This window comes from Fibrobacter sp. (assembly GCA_024399065.1).
Taxonomy (GTDB): domain Bacteria; phylum Fibrobacterota; class Fibrobacteria; order Fibrobacterales; family Fibrobacteraceae; genus Fibrobacter.
In genome coordinates this window covers 35,666-53,719 of sequence record JAKSIB010000001.1, presented here as the reverse complement: position 1 = coordinate 53,719, position 18,054 = coordinate 35,666, and the positions used below count along the sequence as shown (strand labels likewise).

Genomic DNA, 18,054 nt, shown 5'->3' with positions numbered 1-18,054 from the left:
ACAACCAGTAAATACTTTTGGTTTAATATATAAAATTAAGCCTAGAAACAACCTCTTAGCGGGACATCCAACGGCCCAAACGACCGATAATTGGCCTCAAAGTGTTAGCCAAATCAACCTGGGAACGTTCGCAGGGGTGACCATGGAGGGCCGTATTTTCCGTTCTTACCTCCACAAAGTCCAAATCATTGTGGCCAGAGGCCTTCTCTGCGTCAAAAACGGCCTTTACGGTAGGGGTCAAGTCGTCGTTGGGCCAAATCTTGGTAGAGACCAAAAGGAACTTGACTCCAGGATGAGCGTCACGTAATTTCTGGAGAAGCTCCGCGTAAGCCTTCTTGAAGGCAGCCTTGTCGCCATAGGGGGCATTGCCCTGGAAGTCATTGATGCCCAGGAACACCACGATAACCTGCGGGTGGAAATCATTGAAGTTCCACATGAGCTTGGTGGAATCTGCCCCCTGGCCCAAGTCGGAAGTAGCCTCACCGGGAACAGTGTACTGGTACAAACGAGGCACCAGCCATTCCGGAACTATGTTGTCATAGTTGCGGACCACTCCACGGCCGCTGAAGGCGTTCACCTGGAAATCTGCCTTGTAGCTATCAGCCAGCAGGAAGGCATAACTCTTGGAAGCGTTGGTAGCAATGAATACGTGATCATCGGGATCACCAACCTGGCCTTCTACGCCATAGCCCACGGTGAAGGAGTCTCCAATAAATTCGATACGGCGGTTAGAAGACTTGGGCGGATCCATGAACTTTCCCTTGGCGTCCAAGGAGATGCCATAAACCTTGGCACCACCCGGATTGCTTTCGCTGACCTTGATCAAGCGATAGCGATGAGATTCCCCATCACCAGCAGCCTTCACCTTCTGAACAGAGCGAGAGTCCGTCACAAAGACTGCAATCTGTTTTCCATCCTGATCTACTCGCCAACGAGCCTGGCCTTCAATATCAAATTCAAGATCACTGGCAACAGCGTTGAACTGAATCATTGCCGCCGGGGCACTTGTTCGACTATAGGAATCCGTATGTTCCCAACGACCATTAAAGGAAAACTGTTCTGTATGAACACCCATTGGACCTGCTCCAAAAGAAAATGAAGAAAAGACGGCGCAAGCCATCAATACCGAATGAAAAATCCCTGTCCCTTTCATACTTGGAATAATAGAAAAGCTTTGCGTTAACTTGTATTTTACAAAAGACTTTCTACATTATAAACATGGCTTTTAAGGGTTTTCATTTATTTGGAGTAATACCACTGGCAGCATATGGATTGCTACTGGGTGTTTCCTCCTTCGCAGAAGATCCTGCGGCACAAAACGTTGTTGAAAATCCTCCTAAGTTAGTCGCTCCCGCACCCGGTTCCGAAGGCGACACCCTGACAAAGGAAGACGCCCGCATGGCCCTCCTTATATACAAACTATTAGACAAGGATGGCAAGTTCAAGAAATACGACCTTGAACGCGGCGAAAAATTATTCCTGCAGAATTGCAGGCCGTGCCACGGAAACGACGGACGGCGCATAAACCTTGGCGGAACATTAGCCAACCCCATTTACATGGGAGAACGCGCCCGTAAAGACTTGCCTACTTTCTGGTACCAGATGAATTTCGGCGATGACGATCGCAACATGGAAGCCTACTACGACGAATTCACCGTAGACGAAATGGTGGATATCGCCGCCCACGCCCAAACCTTCGAATAAAAAAATAAAAGCAGGTTTCACCACCTGCTTTTACTGTAAAGGCCTTTACGATTCGGCGTTGCCGACAACCTTGACTTCCTGAATGAAATTCAAGTCAAGACTTTCTTTTTCATCCTTGCCACGAACCTGAATTTCAATGGTCTGGGGAGACTTCGCCAACTTCAGCGCCAGAACATGAAAGACGATTTCCGTTTCCTTTGCTCCGCGCTTGTTCGGATCCTTGACCTTGGCACCCACGAGAGTTCCCACAGTCTTTGCATAGCGAAGAACCTTCACCAGGTCAAAGGTGCTGAGCTTCTGGTAGTTACTGCCGTACTTTGTAGAATTCAAGGCGGTCTGCAAAGTATTTTCGTCGGCTTCGTCCTTAAGTTCATAGTCCGTAGACTTTGACTCGGGCCATGCAGCAACAAAGTCCTTGCGCCATTCTTCGGAAGGAGCGGCCAAACGGTCCGCAATATTACGTTCCACGTACGGACAGAAACCGAAGCTTTCCAAAATTTCAAAGGCGCGGGTTTCGCATTCCGGCTTCAAGATAAAACCGTAGTTGGGAATATACTCCTCGGTAAATTCCAGGAACTGAGGGAAATGGGAAAGATCCGAAAGAATCTTCACGTCCTCAATCTTGAGCAGGCGAACCGTCTGGACTTTTGCTCCGTAATAGGAAGCATTCCATTCATTGATGGTGGAAGCCACGTTTTCAGGAGGCTTAATCCAAGACTTAAAGTTTTCGATTTCAACCTCAGGCAAGCCGCACTTCAAACCACGAACATACGATTCCTTATCAAGAGTAAAGCGAAGGTACAGTTCGTCGTTTTCAACCTTGGCAAGGCATGCCAAGGTAAACAGCACTCGGGGAGAGGTTCCCGTAGAAGCGATCAACTCAAAGTTGGGCAAGCATGAAATATTCTGTTCGGGAATCGTCGCAATAGCCTTGGAAATCCAATCTGAACCAGACTGGGAAAGAGCGACTGCAGAAACCTTGCCATGGACCATCTGGAAATTCACAAGGCCAAGCAGCCAAAGTTCACGAAGAGGACGAGGCAAGTAATCCCACGCTACATCCCTGTTCTTTTCCTGCAGACGTGCCGTCGGGTCAAGAACCCACAACAAGTAGGATGCATCTATTACAGACTTCGGCTGAGCAAGTTCACTCAACAGCTGTGCGCAATGGGCACGGTCACCACGGAAACGTTCCTTGAGCCACCAGGACACAACATCCTGATGCAAGCGGAATCCATTCTTGCGGATATATTCCAGCGACTTTTCAGAAGGAACCAGATAAGAATCTTCCAGTTCCAGCCAACCGTTCACAACAAGGAAATTGAAAATCAGAGAAAGTTCATTTTCTGCAGCGCGTTCAGAAATCTGCTTTGCTGTTGCAAAGGAGTCTGCACAAATCTGGTAGCTACGACGATGAATGGTGCCATTGGAATTGACTTTCAATTCCTTTCGCATGGCGTAGGAGAGCACAAGACTAATGTGCCAGTCCAAAAGATTCTGGTAGGCACTATAGCCAGAGTTATTCTGCACTTCGACTTCAACAGGAATATCAAAACAGCCCATGAAATCGGCAAAACCAAAATACACTGCGTTATTTGCAGAGGCACCACGCCACAGAACATAGTCGCGGCACATGTTCAACAAGAAAGACTGCAATTCGCGATTCTTGCTTACGGGAATTGTCAAACGAAGTTCGTTGAAAGCAAGGCCACGAGAACCGCTATGATAAATCAAGTTGAGGCAACGACGCTGCCAGGATTCCATCTTGGAAAAAAGTTCAACCACACGTTTCTTATCAGAGTAATAAGAAAGGACTTCCGATTGAATCAATGCGTTATTAAGCAGGCCTTTAGGTCCAAAAGCCCTCACATGCGCAGCGCGCAGCAAAGGCTTAGACATTCCATCAAAAAACGTATTTAAATTAACCATGTAGCACCCTGAATAGGGTGCCAAATGTAGTAAAAAAACGTCCAGGGCTCAAGTTAAGCTTTAAGAAACTCAACAATGTCCGTAGTAGAATTTGCAACATTCTGCTTCATATTCCAAATTCTGGAGAACGTCTTACCGTAATGCTCGGTAACAACGCGATTATCCAAAATCAGAACCTTGCCAGAATCTTCTTCCGAACGAAGCAGACGGCCCAAGCCCTGGCGCAATTCCATATAGGCTTCCGGAACAAAGTAATCCTTAAAGGAATTCTTGCCTTCGTTCTTCATCTTGGAAGTAATACCCGCCACCAGCGGATCCACGGGATTGGGGAACGGAAGTTTCGGAATCACAAGAAGCTTCAGAGCATCCCCCGGGAAGTCGACACCTTCCCAAAGAGTCTGGCAGCCGAGGAGGCAAGCACCACGTTCACGACGGAACATAGCCACAAGGCCATCCAACGCACCATCCACATGCTGGCATAAAAGCAGTTTGTTCTTCTGAGCAAAAACCGGAGCCAGCGCAGCCTGAGCCTTCATCATAGCCGTAATGCTGGTAAACAACACCATGGTATTTTCAGCAACGTCCGGAAGGATCTCGCACAAAGTCGCATTCACGGCATCGTTATACTCCGGAGTAGAGGGTTTCGGCAAATGCTTCGTCACCATCACAGAGAGGCGTTCATCCTTACTTGCGGATTCCGTATAAACACGCACAAAGGGTTTCTTCTTTTCATCCAAAGTATCCAAGCCCATCTTCTGAACATAGTACGTCAAGTCACCCTGCACCGCAAGGGTTGCAGACGTAAAGGTAGCAGACTTGATCCACGGATAAAACTTTGCCTTAAGAACGTCACTGGAGTTCAACGGGCAGGCGTGCAACTTGATGGTATGAGGATTGAAAGGTTCCTCCATAAAGAACACCCAGTCTTCACGGCTAGCCTTGGTAAGGAACTCAAAGTCTGAAACGAATCTGGAAATTTCCGTCATTCGTCCATTCAAATTACTCAAAGCACCAAGTACAGATTCACTCATCTTGTCTGCAGACAACTTTGCAGTCAGTACATCGGCAGCCTTTTGAGATACAGCATACTGATCCAGGAATCCGTTAGGATCAGCATCATATTCAGCCATCACACCTGCCGTATAAGTAAATCCATTCTTGGAATTTTTCTGCTTTGCTAGTTTCTTCCCAATTTTCATAAAGAAACGGTGCAAGGATTTTTCCAATTCAGACAAAGCTTCAGTCAGGTTAGCACAAGCTTCCAGAACCTCAGTATTTTCAACAGGAACCAAGGCAGATAATTCCGCAATCAAGCCGTCCTGCTTACTACGGGACGGAACCATCGTCTTGATGGTGTTGCGCAAACTGAAGAAGGATATCACTCGGCCCAAGGACTGATTACTGATTTCCGGCAAGCGATGAGCTTCATCAAACACAATATGTTCGTACAACGGAAGCAAGGCAAATTCCAAAGACATGTCAGCAAAGAACAGAGAGTGGTTCACCAACAGCATATTGGAATTCATGGCGCGGCGCTTTGCGGCCAAGGCGGGGCACTTACCGTAATGAGGGCACTTTTCGCCAAGGCAGGATTTTGCGGAGCTGGCCATTTTAGACCAAAGCACGCGATTGCGGCCCTGGCTGAACGAAGAACTTTCATTGACGTCGCCAGAGGTTGTTGCAAATACCCACGGGATAATGGCCATGAAGGAATCACGTTCTTCAGGCAACAGTAAGTTTGCCGGGGCATTCAGAATTTCTTCGAACTTACGCAAGCACAGATAATTTTCACGGCCTTTCAAAATGGCCGGCTTCAACTTGCCCTGGTACAAATCCGCAATCATGGGAATATCGTGATTCCACAACTGTTCCTGCAAGGCCCTGGTAGCGGTGCTAATAACGACACGTTCGCCGGACACCGCCTTGTTTGCGGCAGACACCAAGTAGGCCAAGGATTTTCCGGAACCTGTAGGAGCTTCCAGAACACAGAGGCCACCCTTATGCATGTTGCGTTCCACAACAGAAGCAAAATCTTGCTGATTATGGCGGTATTTGAAATTCTCAATTTTCTTGGCAAGCAGGCCATCTTCCTTGAAGAATTCAGAAACACGGGGAGTCTTGCTCTTTTCAGGAACGTCTTCCAGAGGAACCACCGGCAACTTATATTCCGGCAAGTCAGAGGAATCTTCATTGGACGGCCAAACCATGGACCAATCAGATCCCACTGCGACCTTGGACAAAGCCTTCAACAACCAAGGATCTTCATTCTGGATTTTTTCCAGACACATCACAAAAAGACGGCCACAAGCATCAGCATCAGGCAAAGCGCGATGGGCACGACTGCGGGGGATATTCAATTCCTGCACCAAGGTATCCAAACGATGGTTAGGAATGTTCTGGTAGGCAATCCTGGAAACCGTCAGAGAATCCCAGACCGGGTGGTTTTCAAAACTGACACCGACCTTTGCAAAAGTCTGCTTCAGGAACTTGGAATCAAAATTTGCATTGTGGGCAACAATAGGCAAGTCTCCGATAAAGGAAAAAATCTTTCCCGCCACGGCAGAGAAAGGTTCCGCACTTCCCAAGTCACTCTTATAAATGCCAGTCAAGTTTTCAATAAAGGGACGAAGCTGTGCAGAAACGGGCTTTACCAAATAGTCCACAGATTCCCCAGGGACTCCGTCTTCAAAACGGACCAAGGCAACCTCGATTATTTCATCCTTTTCAAAATCAAGGCCTGTGGTTTCTAAGTCAATAGCCACAAAAGAGGGAATCTTACACATCATTATATCCTTTAAAAAATTTAATTCAACGCCGGAATCGTAGGAACCAATTGATCAAGCTTGTTGTCGCCATTTCCCAATTTCAACGTATCATTAATAGCTCGCCATGCGGAACCATAACGGAACGGATTTACAGAACCACCATTAGGAATAGTCTTTCCGCTTTCGGGATAGAAGTAGTCCATAAAGTAGTTTCCTTCCATAAGTCTATTGAACTTGAAAGATCCGCCAAGATCGCATGTTTCAACAAAATATGCATTGTTGGTTGCAGAACGCAGACGTACAATTGCACCTGCCTGCGCACCAGGAATCTGACCGCTTAAAGTTGCAAGCTTCAGTTTCGCCACAGTTTCAAACTTACTCAGGGATTTGTACTTCAGTTCCACCACGGTATCACGGACACCATTGCTATCGGCAGCCGCAAGAGTCGTATCCTTATACCCCATCAATACAGTAAAGGATGCGTCCATGGTCCACGGAGATTTTTTCTCGATGGCAAAGCGAACCGGATCCTGCTGGGAAACCTGCACCTCAGTGGTATCCTTGTTCATTGCGATGTAGAACGTATTTTCCAATGAATCCGTTTTCGGCTTGTTGAACAAAATCAAAATGGTATCTTCCGGGAAAATCACGTTTGACTTGGAAACAGCTTTTGCAGAGGTAGCCTTTGCCGGAAGCGTATCCCCTTCCATCTTTTTCCATTCCCAGTCAATTTCGTTACGGGTGGTATCCAATGTACGGAACAAGGAATCCTTACCTGCGGCGCAAATGAACTTGTACAGAACTTCGCTTTTGGGAGCGTCCTTAAAGTAGAACTGCGGTTTGCTGGAAGTCGGGCTTATGTAGACAAGATTTGGATAAATGTCTTCCTTTTCCGGAGAAACCAAGTGACAGTTATTAGTGTCGGCGAAAGCAGAATCAAAGTAAACGTTACGAGTAAAGCTCGCTTCCAACACGTTGGCGAAAGGCTGCGACACAGATTCCAGTTCCAGATGCGTCGTATCCATATCAGCAATGGGAATCCACATGGTATCGGTACTCTGTTCCGTCAGCACCAGATCCTGGGTCCAAATGCCAACCTGTTCCGTGGACAATTCAATTTTCTGGTTTCCGTTGCCATCGACAAAGGCAACAACACGATATGAGCCAGCCTTCAAACCCGTCAGGGTAAAGTTACCTGCGCTGTCTGCACGAGTCACGTACAGCGGAGGTTCCTTCAGCAGCATAGGCATCAGGTCCAAGGTCTTCGTAACGGAGTCACGATACTTAGCCAGATACTTGCGGGACTCGCGTTCCGGCCCCATCAGGAAAAGACCTACACTGGGGAACTGTTTCTTGTTGATCATGGTCTCATTTACAAGAACGCGACCCGACAAAGTCAAGGAATCAATTACCGCACCCGTAGAGAACACCACCTGGAACGGCTTCGACAAAGTATTTCCGCGAAGGTCCTTAATGCCCCCGGCAAAAGTCACCGTATATGTGGTACCCGTATCCAGTTCCGCACGGGAAGTCAGCACCAGGGATTTTCCGCTCACTTCAAAACGCAATTTCTTTTCAATGGGAGGAGAAATGGAAACAGCGCTTCTAGGAATAGCAGCATTAATCCATTCATCAAATTCCAACTTCACCAAAAGTTCGTTGGGATGATTCGTCGTATTGGGAGCCGGATACACAGCCGCGACACGAGGGGGCAACTTGTCCTCCGGACCTCCAGAGGGCGCCACCTGGGTCGCACAGGCCACCAAAAGCAGGCCCGCAACAAAAGCGCTTATAAACGACTTCACTCTCATACTAGATCAGCGGAATCACCTTGCCAATACGAGACCAGCGAATTCTAAAGGGGAGGCGCCACCAGGTAAACGGATTACCCAGAGAGAACGCACCATCTTCATTTTCAAATGAGAAGTAAATAACGAAAGCCTGAGCCTTGATATTACGCTGGGACACAAAACCCCAATAGCGGCTATCAGCAGAATTGTCTCGGTTGTCACCCATCATGAAATACTGCGGAGTCTTTACTACGTAGAAATCCATGGGCTTTCCACCAAGAGAAAGCTTACGACGAATTTCGAACTTTGAAGCCTGTTGAGGTGCAGCAGGAACTTCGGCAACAACACTGTCAGCAGTGCTGTCAACAACAGCAGATTCTGCAGCGGCTTCGACAGCGGCACTTTCTTCGCGGTTCAACATGGCCACGTTACCTTCCAAGTCCTGAAGCATGGAACCTTCAAAACCAATGTAGCTCACATTGCGAATCATGCCACCCTTTGCATGGGGGTCAATCATAGGCAAGTAAGCCATACGGGCAAGTTCTCTATAGTAGTTAAAGGACATTGCGCCAGAAATCGTATCACCCTGAACCAGGCGATGCTGAATCACCTGACGATTGCGACGGAACAGTTCGTTCATGGCAAGGCCACGGTCATTTTCCACCGGCATCTTGAAGTTTTCGAAATCATAGTTGTTGATTTCAACCCCATCCTTCCAGAGAGAAAGATCCAGTTCAACAGATTCATCCGGATTTTCCTGAGCGACAATGGAACGTAGCCACCAAAGCTGTTCCAGAGATACGGAATCCACATAAATGGTATCACCCACAGAAGGAACAACAAAAGTCTCGCGTTCATCTCGCGGAGACAAAGTTCTGCTCAAAGAAGTCCATTTGCCATGACTAGGCAAGGTATCCTGGCGAACTCCGTTCACGTAAAGGCGGCCGCGATGCACAGCAAGAGTATCACCACTAACACCAACGCAACGCTTGATATAATCCTTGGGACCATCAGCATAATGAACCAAATGAGGCTGACCATCTTCAGGATTGTGGTCCCAGTAGAAATTGCCGAACATCAATGCATTGAAAAGATGGGTGTAACGTTCCGGACTTCCATCGGGATATTCCGGATCACCAGGATAACGGAAAATCACCACATCACCAGGCTTCGGGTCAATGATGCTCGGGAACTTCTTATTGCTAAAGGGAACGGGAGAGCCATACGTAAACTTGAGACCAAGCAGGAAATCGCCTGTCTTCAAGGAGTCTTCCATAGAGCCACTAGGAATCTGGAAAGCCTGGAATACATACTGGATCACAACAATGCACAAGACAATCGGGACAACAATTCCGCTGAACAATCCTTTCAAAAAACTCTTCGTTGATTTTTTCTTTTCAGAATCCATCTCTACTCCGTACAATTAAAGATTTCGAAATTTCTTTATAGCATTACGACTGACTTGCAGCTGGGTCATATTCCTGTCCTTCAGGAATACGACCATTTTCCCCGTTTCCAGTTTTCTGCATTCTGCGATATAGTCGATAGCCACAATATGAGATCTATGAACTTTCACAAAATTCTTCGGGTCTAGTCTTTTTTCCAATTCAATAATTGGAGTGTCAATAACATACTGATTACTAGTCGTATAAACGGTCGTGTATTTTTCTTCGCTTTGGAAACGAATCACTTCGTCCAGATTGACAAAAATAATCCTATCGCCAATCTTGACTTGGAGGCGACGCATATACGAGCCATCCACGCTCACCAGACTGCGTAATTTTTCCAAATCAATATTCTGTGGCAAAGCCGGTTCACTTTCCGTAACAGGTAAGCGACGGCGAATTCTTTCAATGGACGCAGCCAAGCGTTCCGGTTCAACAGGTTTCAAGAGATAATCGACAGTATCCTCGTCAAAGGCCTTTACTGCAAAATCATCATAAGCCGTCGTGAACACAACCAGCGGAACTTCATCCTTTTTTAAGCCATGAAGAACATCAAAGCCGTCCATATCCGGCATTTGAACGTCCAGGAAAACCACATCTGGCATTAGTTCTCGAATCAGCTGAATTGCGGTCGCACCAGAAGAAGCTTCTCCAAGGATTTCGACTTCCTCAGAGAATTCTTCCAGCAAAGAGCGCATACGCCTCCGAGCTAAAGGCTCGTCATCGACTATCAGCACCGAAAACTTCATTAGTTTCCCGGCTCCGTTTTTGTTTCTGCGGCAGCCTTCTTGGCCGGAGATTTGAAAATACGGATTAGATCAGCATGAAGGCCATTCTCGTCTTCATAAACAGCGCCATTGCTTGTCAGATAGGACAATGTTCCCATGGAACCGCGTTTATAATTCCAATGAATGGAGTTTTCCGACAAGGAAACATTCACCGTACTGTCCGTTACAACATAGGTTCCGGAGAGCGTATCAATGGTCAGGGAGTCCTGAATCTTCGTCTGGACCACAACAACGGACATATCCTCGTTGAGGTTCATGCGGATCATCTTTGCGGAGCAGTCATCACAAGGCATTCGACCAGAATAAAGGCCGGGAAGTTCCTTAGGAAGTTCAATAGCAGGCAGTTCCGGAAGAGGTTCTTTCTTTTCTTCAGAACAAGCGGAAACAAACAGCGACACCATAGCAACAGGGGCCACCATTTTAAGGAAGGAATATACCTTGGAATTCAAATTCTTCATATTGCATAATTTAACAATTTGCAACTGAAGAGATTACTGTTTAAGCCTAAAATCCAGTAGAATGGACAACTCTGAAGCCAATCATTTGGGATTGCGTCGTGGGCAATTTTTTACCGCGTTCAGAAGATCCCATGGCAGAAACTTTATCGGACCATCCACCACCGCGAATCACTTTATATTCGCCAAAATCGGGGCCAACAGGATTTTGTTCACCAGCCACAGAATAAGCATCGTACCAGTCATTGACCCATTCCGCAACATTGCCGCCCATATCGTAGAGGCCATAGCCATTAGCGATATAGCTGGCGACCTTCACAGGACCGCTAGTTTGTGCGTAATACGCATATTCCGAGGCAGGTTGCGTTCCCCAATAGTAAGCAGATGTTGTCCCAGCTCTCGCTGCAATTTCCCATTCTGTTTCCGTGGGAAGACGAATAGCGTCAGCCTTATAGTCAATGCGCAAATCCTTTAAATCGCCGAATTTGTCTTTGCCGTCGTAGACATACGCAGTGTCCAAATTCAACAGTCTAGAAAAGGCGTTGCAGAACAAGATCGCATCGAACCAGGTCACATTGGCAACAGCAATACTATCGCCCTCCTTGTCCATATCCGGCAAGTTTTTCATCACCACGGAATAAAGCTTCTGTGTCACTTCAACTTCTGCGATTTCAAAAGAATCCACTTTGAAGACAGTGGATCCACGAGTCAATTTCATGGCAGGAATCTTTACGAATTTCACGAGAGAGTCGATATTCGCAAGAGCATTTTCGTTATCAACAGAATCAGCAGCACTTGAACTGGACTCTTTCGCAACGCTGCTGGAGGATTTCACCAGCGGGCCAGTGATGGTATCTAGTTCAACAGGATCACCGTCGGCAACGGAACAAGCGGCCGCCAAGCAGGCGACAAAGGAGCCCAGAATCAGCCCGACGAAATTGTCCCTGCAAAACCTCATTAGCGAATCACACCAACACGGTATAGTTTCTGCTTCTTCTTGCCATCAGCAAACTTCACCTGCAAGCGAGCAGTATAGACATCGGAACCCAGGGAAGTCAAATCCAGATTTTCAACGCGGTTGCGGCCACGAACCACATCCGCAACCGTCATCTTATAAACACAGAGACCCGTAATGTCATACAGTTCCAAGGTAGCAGAAGTTGCTTCGGCACCAATTTCAAACTGGGCCTTTGCCTTACCGCCACGAACCGGATTGGGGAACAGGAAGAATTCAGAAATTACGTTTTCAGCCTTTTCGGTCTTTACATCCTTCAAGGCGCTTGCGTCAAACCAACCGATACGTTCATTGCCGCCAGCAGGGAGAGTCCAGGCAAGAGCAGATTCCGATGAGGAGGACTTTGCCTTAGGTAAACGGAATGCCGATGCGTAATTCCTGTGGAACGCATAAAGTTCCGAGCCACTAGACTTCTTATCAGAAACAGCATTTGTCACGAAAATGCTCATGGGCTGCAGATCAGAAAGGGAATCGGCGTATTCAAAGCTACCAGCGGCGATGGGGAAACCATCCTTCACCTGAGAGCCCTTTCCTGTAAAGGCATACACCAGACCGTCGTTGCTGGGAACTAGAATTTCAGGAGCTTCGTCATCATTTACATTGACAATCAAGGGATCGCTGAAGAAACCGTAAATAGGAGAGCCTCGGCTAATCATGGCCGGGAAATTTTTCAAAGGCAAACCGAAACGATCCAAGGCGTAAACCAAGTTGTCACCAAGGAAAACAATTTCCGGATAACCATCATCATTTACATCACCCACAGCAATGCCAGATGTTTCATCCTTCAAGCCACTGGTTCCTGCTGCGCCACGCTTATAGTTCTTTTCTTTCCAAAAGGTTTTCATTCCCTTGTCATCGTCAGTCAAGGTGTTTGCAAACACAGTACCGCGGCTTCCCACAAAAATCACTTCCTCAGAGCCATCCTTGTCCATATCGGTGCAAGCCACTCTAAAGTGTTTATCATTAGCAGTGGACCCTTGTTTCAGAACCTTGGAGCCATCAATGGTGCGGACCATCCAATGGCCATTTTCGCCTACCATAACCAAAGAGGCCTTTTCATCCTTTCCGCAAACCGCCATATCCGTCGGAACAAACTTGTCAAAGTTCGCTGTTTCAAGGACTTTTCCAAAAACAATAGAATCAGCAGTCCATACAAATTCATCGGACTTGTTCATCTCAGCAATCTTCAAGGCGGTCTTTGTCATCACAAGAATCTTGTTGCCGTAAACAACTGGGCCTACCTTCGCACCTGAAAGTTTCAACACTTGCTTTTGCGGAATCATTCCGCCAATAAAGGAAGTGCGGACAAGGGCGTTCTTATGCAAACTGTAGGCAGCCTTGCCATCAGAAGCCATACCAACCAGAGCTCCATCGCTTTCACTTACACGATACAGCGGGACTTCAACAGCGGAATCCGTCTTTGACAAAACATTCTGTGTCACCACGGTATCTGCAGACAGCAAAGGTTCACCCAAGGCGGTAAACACCTGCAAAGAGCCATCTTCTGCACCAACAACAATGGCCTTGTCACCGTCGTTTTCAGTATCTTCAACGAACACAGCCCCGCGAACAGCAGAAGCAATACCGATGTTTCTCGGGAACTTCGAGTTTTCAAGACTTCCGTCATCAATGCTGATAGTCACCGTCATAATCGGAGCTACAAAGTTGATAACGCTATCGCCCATAAACGCATTGGAAGTTTTTTCTTCACGAGCATCCTTCGGAATGGACACGGAAATCTTAAGGCCAGTGTAGCCACCCTGAGTGGTCATGGTATTTGCATAACCCTTGGGGCCAATTACAGTGACCGTGTCAAACGTCTTGGTAGATGAGGTATCAGGCAAACGAAGGTGCGGCAACAAGTCCGTACCGGAGCCATAATCATAAGTATCTTCGCCCAAGGCATTCTTGAAAGTCTTGCCGATACTCAAAATACCGTCGGATTCCACCATAGAAATACCAAACTGGTGATCACGCAAAGTATCGCCGCCCCAGAAATTGGCGAGACCATATTCCAACGTTTCGCGAAGGTACCATTCATTCACCTTCCAGGTGACAATACCGCTTGCAGGAATGCCCGCGTCAAAGGAACTCACATCCAAAATAATGCCGCTAGCCTTCTTCTTATTGGCGTTGCATTTACTCTTCACGCAAACGCTGTCTTCAAAGACTAGATTCAGGCTATCTACCGGAACAGTCCTAATAGTCGTATCGCTAGACTCTACGGATTCGTTAAGAACAACACTTACAGTGCCATCCTTATTCCAGGAGCGCTGTCTGTTTTCAATCAACAGGTATTCCGATGCATTCAGAGGCACCTTCAAAATCTCAGTGCAAGGATTTTTGCCCGAGGCGTCAGCGCAAAATCCAGAACCAGCAGCAGCCACATCAACGGAAATCTTCTTTCCGGCAACAGGTCTAACTTCCTTTACAGAAGACCAGCCCATGTAGGCGCGTTCCCAGGCAGCCGGCATAGAGGGCAGGAATCCGTTTCCAGCATTGTAACCAGCAAAGTCCATCACATCGTAATAGCCCAGGCGGGAAATGCCCTTGACCACATCATAGGTGTAAGGCAAACCAAGTTCGCGACCAATCTGGTTCACCAGAATTCCATTGATGCCCCAGTTCAATCCATCCTGGGAAGCGGTCTCGCTCATGATCATGACGGAACGCAAAGTATCGATGGCGGCTTTTTCAAAAACAATGCCATTAACAATCTTGCGTACAGAATCCGAGGAAACCGTATCCAAGGTTGTGGAAACATTTTCAAGAGAGTCCGGCAAGTATTCCCAATCGGCTGGGCTGATATAAATATCCATGAAATCGGCCGGAGTGTCGGCGCCCTTGGTTCCCATGCTGCCACCATCCACAAGGCGGCTAGCACCAGCGTGGATAATCATGAAGGCGCGCTTCGTATTAGGATTCTTCGAAAGCGGAATACGGAAAGGAGATTCCCCCACATTGCGAGTAGTATCCGCAGCCATCACTGCGTCATAGACAAACTGCAAATAGTCACGGCTACGGGCTTCATCAAACTCAGCAGTTTTTTCACCCTTCATCTTGCTGGTACGGTTATAATCGATAATCGGCTTTTTCAGCTTATATACACTAGATTCTTCCGGGAAGATGCGGGACTTGATGACAAGTTTTCCGTTACTAGCGGTATTGAAATAGGCATTGGCAAAATCAAAATGTTTCTTCCAGTACGGCACACCATTGCGACGTCCCGGAGGATCCAGCTTGTAGGCTTCCTTCTTTTCCTTGTCTGAGTCAAAAGTACCATTACCTGTCGTCAAGGAATTGTCGGGATCTTCTTCAGCAAACTGGACTCGAATAGCAAAAACTTCCAAGGTGTCTGCACCAAAGGAATACACGCTGAGCAAAGTCAGCATCGCAAAAGCAACCAAGGTCTTGGAAAATATCTTCATACTTCCTCAATCTACAAAAATCAACCATCAACGGGCGAGAAGCTTCGAGGCACATTTAGGCGCCAAGTACCCAAACTAAAGGGCTTATTTCGGGTTACCTTCTTAATTCGAATAGTCAAGTAATCCACACCATCTCGCTGAAAAATTACGATAGAGGGAGTTTCCACTCCTTCAAAAGCCTTGTATTCCTTGAACAGCAATGTTTCCGGTTTTCCGTCACGGCCAGCCCTGGAAAGCCAAGCCACCACGGAATCCTTTTTTGCGTAGGAGAATGTACGGCCAGTCTTTTCCCTGGCATAAATCACCTGGTCCTTTTCTTCGACCACGTCAAAATTTTCCGGCAGGAGTTTTCCGCCAAAGAGATTCGCAACCTGATGAATATGCACCAGCGGCAACGAATTATCAGAGAACAGGCCCACCATGTAGCCGTTACCCTTCATGTAAAGTTTCTCTGTAGGGAATGTCATGGTCCAGCCTTCTTCCGTCCAAAGCAGGGAGGCTACACCGATACCCATGGGGCCCGTAAGTTCCATACGGTAACGTTTGCCGGGAACAGAAAAAAGGACCGCATCAAGATCCTGTGGCTTGCCGTCATTTCCCACAAGGGTCAAAACAAACTTTGCACGGAGACTATCCTGGGGAGCTTCAACTTTGGCCGCAGGGACATCATTCACCAACTCAGCCTTCTTACCGCCAGCGCAACCTGCAAGCATCGCTAGCGCAACAAGCATCAAGAAAAGAACACTTCTGCGCATAAGATACCCGCCTATTTCTTAGCGCCCTTGGAAGAGCCCTTCGAACCGGCTTCTTTCAGGAAGCGGAGCGCAGCAGGATTCTTGGGCCAGAACTTTAGCAATTTCTTGTAGGAGGCTGTCGCCTCGGCCTTCATGCCCAGGGCCTCCTGGATAGCGGCAAGATGTTCCCAATAGATATAGTCCTCGGTCATCTTTCCGTCCTTGACCAACAGCATCACTTCCAACGCTTCCGCATATCGGCCCTTGCGATACAAGCCCCATGCCTTGGAGTCAAGATATGCCTCAGATGTGGTCTCAGTCTTTTCAGCGGCAATTGCTTCCAGGACCATATTCAAGCCACGATCAACTTCTTCCGGGCTGCGGTTCAAGTCAATCAAAGTGTAGCCATAGTAGTTCAGAACTTCCGAGCGGTCCACCAAGGTGGCGCGGCTGGAATCCAGCAGGTATTCAAACTGAGCGAAGGACTCGTCATAACGCTTGAGGCGTTCAAGGTTTATGGCCCTCAACATGCGAATATCCATATCCGTGGAATCGGAGTTGAACAATTCCTCATAGAACGTCTGGGCCTTGTTCCTTTTTTCAAGAGCGAGAGCCTGCTTCACGGAATCCCCCGGGAACTTCTGACAGATTTCGCTAGCTTCGGTCACAAGGATTCGTGCGTAGACGCTGCGGAAAGTACGGTTATTCTTTTCAACGCCAAGAACCATTTTCTGGAGCGTAGCGGAATCCGCAATTCCCGCCATCGGAGTCCACTTGTCCCAAACGGCCATCACAGAATCCAGCATCCTGTAGGCCTTGTCATACATCTTTGCGGAGCCATACATCATGGCGAGCATAGCCTTTTCGCCACCCTTGGCCGCCTCATCAGCCTTTTCGGCATACGACACGGCATCCTTGACTCGGTTTTCGCTCATGGCGATGCTAGCCAATGCATGGTAGGCGTTGGTCACATAAACCGGCTGATCCTGCAACTGGTTGGCAGCCAATTGCAGATGAACCTTCGCGCTATCGGTTTTGCCATTGAGATGTTCGTAATGGCCCAGAAAATTCGTAAGCATAGGCGTACGAACTCCATCTTCGTAATACTTCTTGTTCAACATGGCGTAAGCTGCAGGACGATCATTTTCTGCAAGAGTCGTCATGAGAAGAACAATCATGGTTTCATCTTCACTGGTCGCTTCCGTCAATGTGTCCACGATGGCCATGACTTCGGGAATTCGTTTCTGGAAAACAAGTCCCTGAACCATCTGGGTCAGTAGCTTCTTGTCGCCAGTAGCTTCGTGCGCATTACCAAAAAGTTCAACAACGGCAGAATCCTTACCCTGGTCCAGAAGCAAGCCAAGCTGTCTCTGAAGCAACGACGGAATGTAATTCACCTGGGGTAGCAACTGTTCGTAAACGCGAACCAGTTCCTTGGTGTCCTTCACTGCCTCAAGGAACAAGCTGTAGTCGTACAGCAGGGACATGTCCTGATAGCGGGAGGAGTCAAGCGCTGCGTTAAAGTACTTGCGGCAGGAATCAGCAAGACCAGCCTTCACATACAAATGAGCGAGCAAACCCAACTGGGAGGCAGTCACCTTCCCCTTAAGTTTCTGGCCACGGGCAGCCTGTACCAAGGCCAAGGAGTCTGCGCCCTGTCCAGCGAGAATCTCGGCCATCTTGAAAGCGAGATAACGGCTGTAAGGATCGGATTCGGCAGCAAGCTGCCAATACATCTTTGCCAGGGAAGATTCACCGCGAAGTTCCAAGTCCATGGCGCGGACAAAGGATTCATGGGCTGCGTCAAGATTCTGAGGGAGCTTGGCTTCCACCGGTTGGGCAGCCATTTTCTCCATCTTCTTCATAACCGCTTCCGCAATAGCTGCAGAATCAGCGGATGTCAAAAAAGAGTCTTGCTTCTTTGCAGGATTGGAACTGCAGGCGTTAAGGAACAACGCCGCAACAACAATCACCAGCGAAAGAATCTTGACTCTTTTCAAA

At 47.7% G+C, this 18,054-nt stretch carries 12 protein-coding genes; 1 reads left to right on the top strand and 11 read right to left on the bottom strand.

Annotation, left to right across the window (positions count from 1 at the left end; translation table 11 throughout):
• Positions 1–55: 55 nt before the first annotated feature.
• Positions 56–1,075 carry a GDSL-type esterase/lipase family protein gene (locus MJZ25_00195; protein MCQ2122586.1) on the bottom strand — a complete coding sequence of 340 codons (1,020 nt, stop codon included), beginning with the start codon at positions 1,073–1,075 and terminating at the stop codon, positions 56–58.
• 143 nt (positions 1,076–1,218) lie between these two features.
• Here MJZ25_00195 and MJZ25_00190 point away from each other — a divergent pair, with 143 nt between their 5' ends.
• A complete protein-coding gene (locus MJZ25_00190; GenBank protein ID MCQ2122585.1) occupies positions 1,219–1,704 on the top strand; it encodes a hypothetical protein in 486 nt (161 codons plus the stop codon).
• A gap of 45 nt (positions 1,705–1,749) precedes the next feature.
• Here the strand turns inward: MJZ25_00190 and MJZ25_00185 are convergent, their stop codons facing one another.
• The 10 genes from MJZ25_00185 to MJZ25_00140 are packed head-to-tail and all read right to left on the bottom strand — an operon-like array spanning position 1,750 to position 18,053.
• Positions 1,750–3,633, bottom strand: coding sequence for a hypothetical protein (locus tag MJZ25_00185; GenBank protein ID MCQ2122584.1), 1,884 nt, complete (start codon positions 3,631–3,633; stop codon positions 1,750–1,752).
• A 53-nt stretch (positions 3,634–3,686) separates the two neighbouring features.
• Positions 3,687–6,419 carry a 3'-5' exoribonuclease gene (locus tag MJZ25_00180; protein ID MCQ2122583.1) on the bottom strand — a complete coding sequence of 911 codons (2,733 nt, stop codon included), beginning with the start codon at positions 6,417–6,419 and terminating at the stop codon, positions 3,687–3,689.
• Between the two features lie 17 nt (positions 6,420–6,436).
• Positions 6,437–8,203 carry an Ig-like domain-containing protein gene (locus MJZ25_00175; protein ID MCQ2122582.1) on the bottom strand — a complete coding sequence of 589 codons (1,767 nt, stop codon included), beginning with the start codon at positions 8,201–8,203 and terminating at the stop codon, positions 6,437–6,439.
• A gap of 7 nt (positions 8,204–8,210) precedes the next feature.
• Positions 8,211–9,596 carry a signal peptidase I gene (gene lepB, locus MJZ25_00170; protein ID MCQ2122581.1) on the bottom strand — a complete coding sequence of 462 codons (1,386 nt, stop codon included), beginning with the start codon at positions 9,594–9,596 and terminating at the stop codon, positions 8,211–8,213.
• A 15-nt stretch (positions 9,597–9,611) separates the two neighbouring features.
• Positions 9,612–10,331 (bottom strand): LytTR family DNA-binding domain-containing protein, encoded by a 720-nt coding sequence (locus MJZ25_00165; GenBank protein MCQ2122580.1) that lies wholly within the window; start codon positions 10,329–10,331, stop codon positions 9,612–9,614.
• Between the two features lie 50 nt (positions 10,332–10,381).
• Positions 10,382–10,879: a copper resistance protein NlpE N-terminal domain-containing protein gene (locus tag MJZ25_00160; GenBank protein ID MCQ2122579.1), complete on the bottom strand. Its 498-nt coding sequence runs from the start codon at positions 10,877–10,879 to the stop codon at positions 10,382–10,384.
• A gap of 46 nt (positions 10,880–10,925) precedes the next feature.
• A complete protein-coding gene (locus tag MJZ25_00155; GenBank protein MCQ2122578.1) occupies positions 10,926–11,834 on the bottom strand; it encodes a formylglycine-generating enzyme family protein in 909 nt (302 codons plus the stop codon).
• Positions 11,834–15,319 carry a hypothetical protein gene (locus MJZ25_00150; protein MCQ2122577.1) on the bottom strand — a complete coding sequence of 1,162 codons (3,486 nt, stop codon included), beginning with the start codon at positions 15,317–15,319 and terminating at the stop codon, positions 11,834–11,836. Before MJZ25_00150 ends, MJZ25_00155 begins: the two co-directional genes overlap by 1 nt.
• Before the next feature lie 20 nt (positions 15,320–15,339).
• Positions 15,340–16,074, bottom strand: coding sequence for a hypothetical protein (locus MJZ25_00145; GenBank protein MCQ2122576.1), 735 nt, complete (start codon positions 16,072–16,074; stop codon positions 15,340–15,342).
• Between the two features lie 11 nt (positions 16,075–16,085).
• Complete coding sequence (locus MJZ25_00140) at positions 16,086–18,053, bottom strand: hypothetical protein (protein MCQ2122575.1); 1,968 nt, start codon at positions 18,051–18,053, stop codon at positions 16,086–16,088.
• Position 18,054: the final 1 nt, after the last annotated feature.

Coding starts and splice junctions, on each gene's coding strand:
- MJZ25_00145 (MCQ2122576.1), bottom strand. CDS start 16,074: ATGCGCAGAAGTGTTCTTTTCTTGATGCTTGTTGCGCTAGCGATGCTT.
- lepB (MCQ2122581.1), bottom strand. CDS start 9,596: ATGGATTCTGAAAAGAAAAAATCAACGAAGAGTTTTTTGAAAGGATTG.
- MJZ25_00190 (MCQ2122585.1), top strand. CDS start 1,219: ATGGCTTTTAAGGGTTTTCATTTATTTGGAGTAATACCACTGGCAGCA.
- MJZ25_00155 (MCQ2122578.1), bottom strand. CDS start 11,834: ATGAGGTTTTGCAGGGACAATTTCGTCGGGCTGATTCTGGGCTCCTTT.
- MJZ25_00195 (MCQ2122586.1), bottom strand. CDS start 1,075: ATGGGTGTTCATACAGAACAGTTTTCCTTTAATGGTCGTTGGGAACAT.
- MJZ25_00185 (MCQ2122584.1), bottom strand. CDS start 3,633: ATGGTTAATTTAAATACGTTTTTTGATGGAATGTCTAAGCCTTTGCTG.
- MJZ25_00180 (MCQ2122583.1), bottom strand. CDS start 6,419: ATGATGTGTAAGATTCCCTCTTTTGTGGCTATTGACTTAGAAACCACA.
- MJZ25_00150 (MCQ2122577.1), bottom strand. CDS start 15,319: ATGAAGATATTTTCCAAGACCTTGGTTGCTTTTGCGATGCTGACTTTG.
- MJZ25_00165 (MCQ2122580.1), bottom strand. CDS start 10,331: ATGCGCTCTTTGCTGGAAGAATTCTCTGAGGAAGTCGAAATCCTTGGA.
- MJZ25_00160 (MCQ2122579.1), bottom strand. CDS start 10,879: ATGAAGAATTTGAATTCCAAGGTATATTCCTTCCTTAAAATGGTGGCC.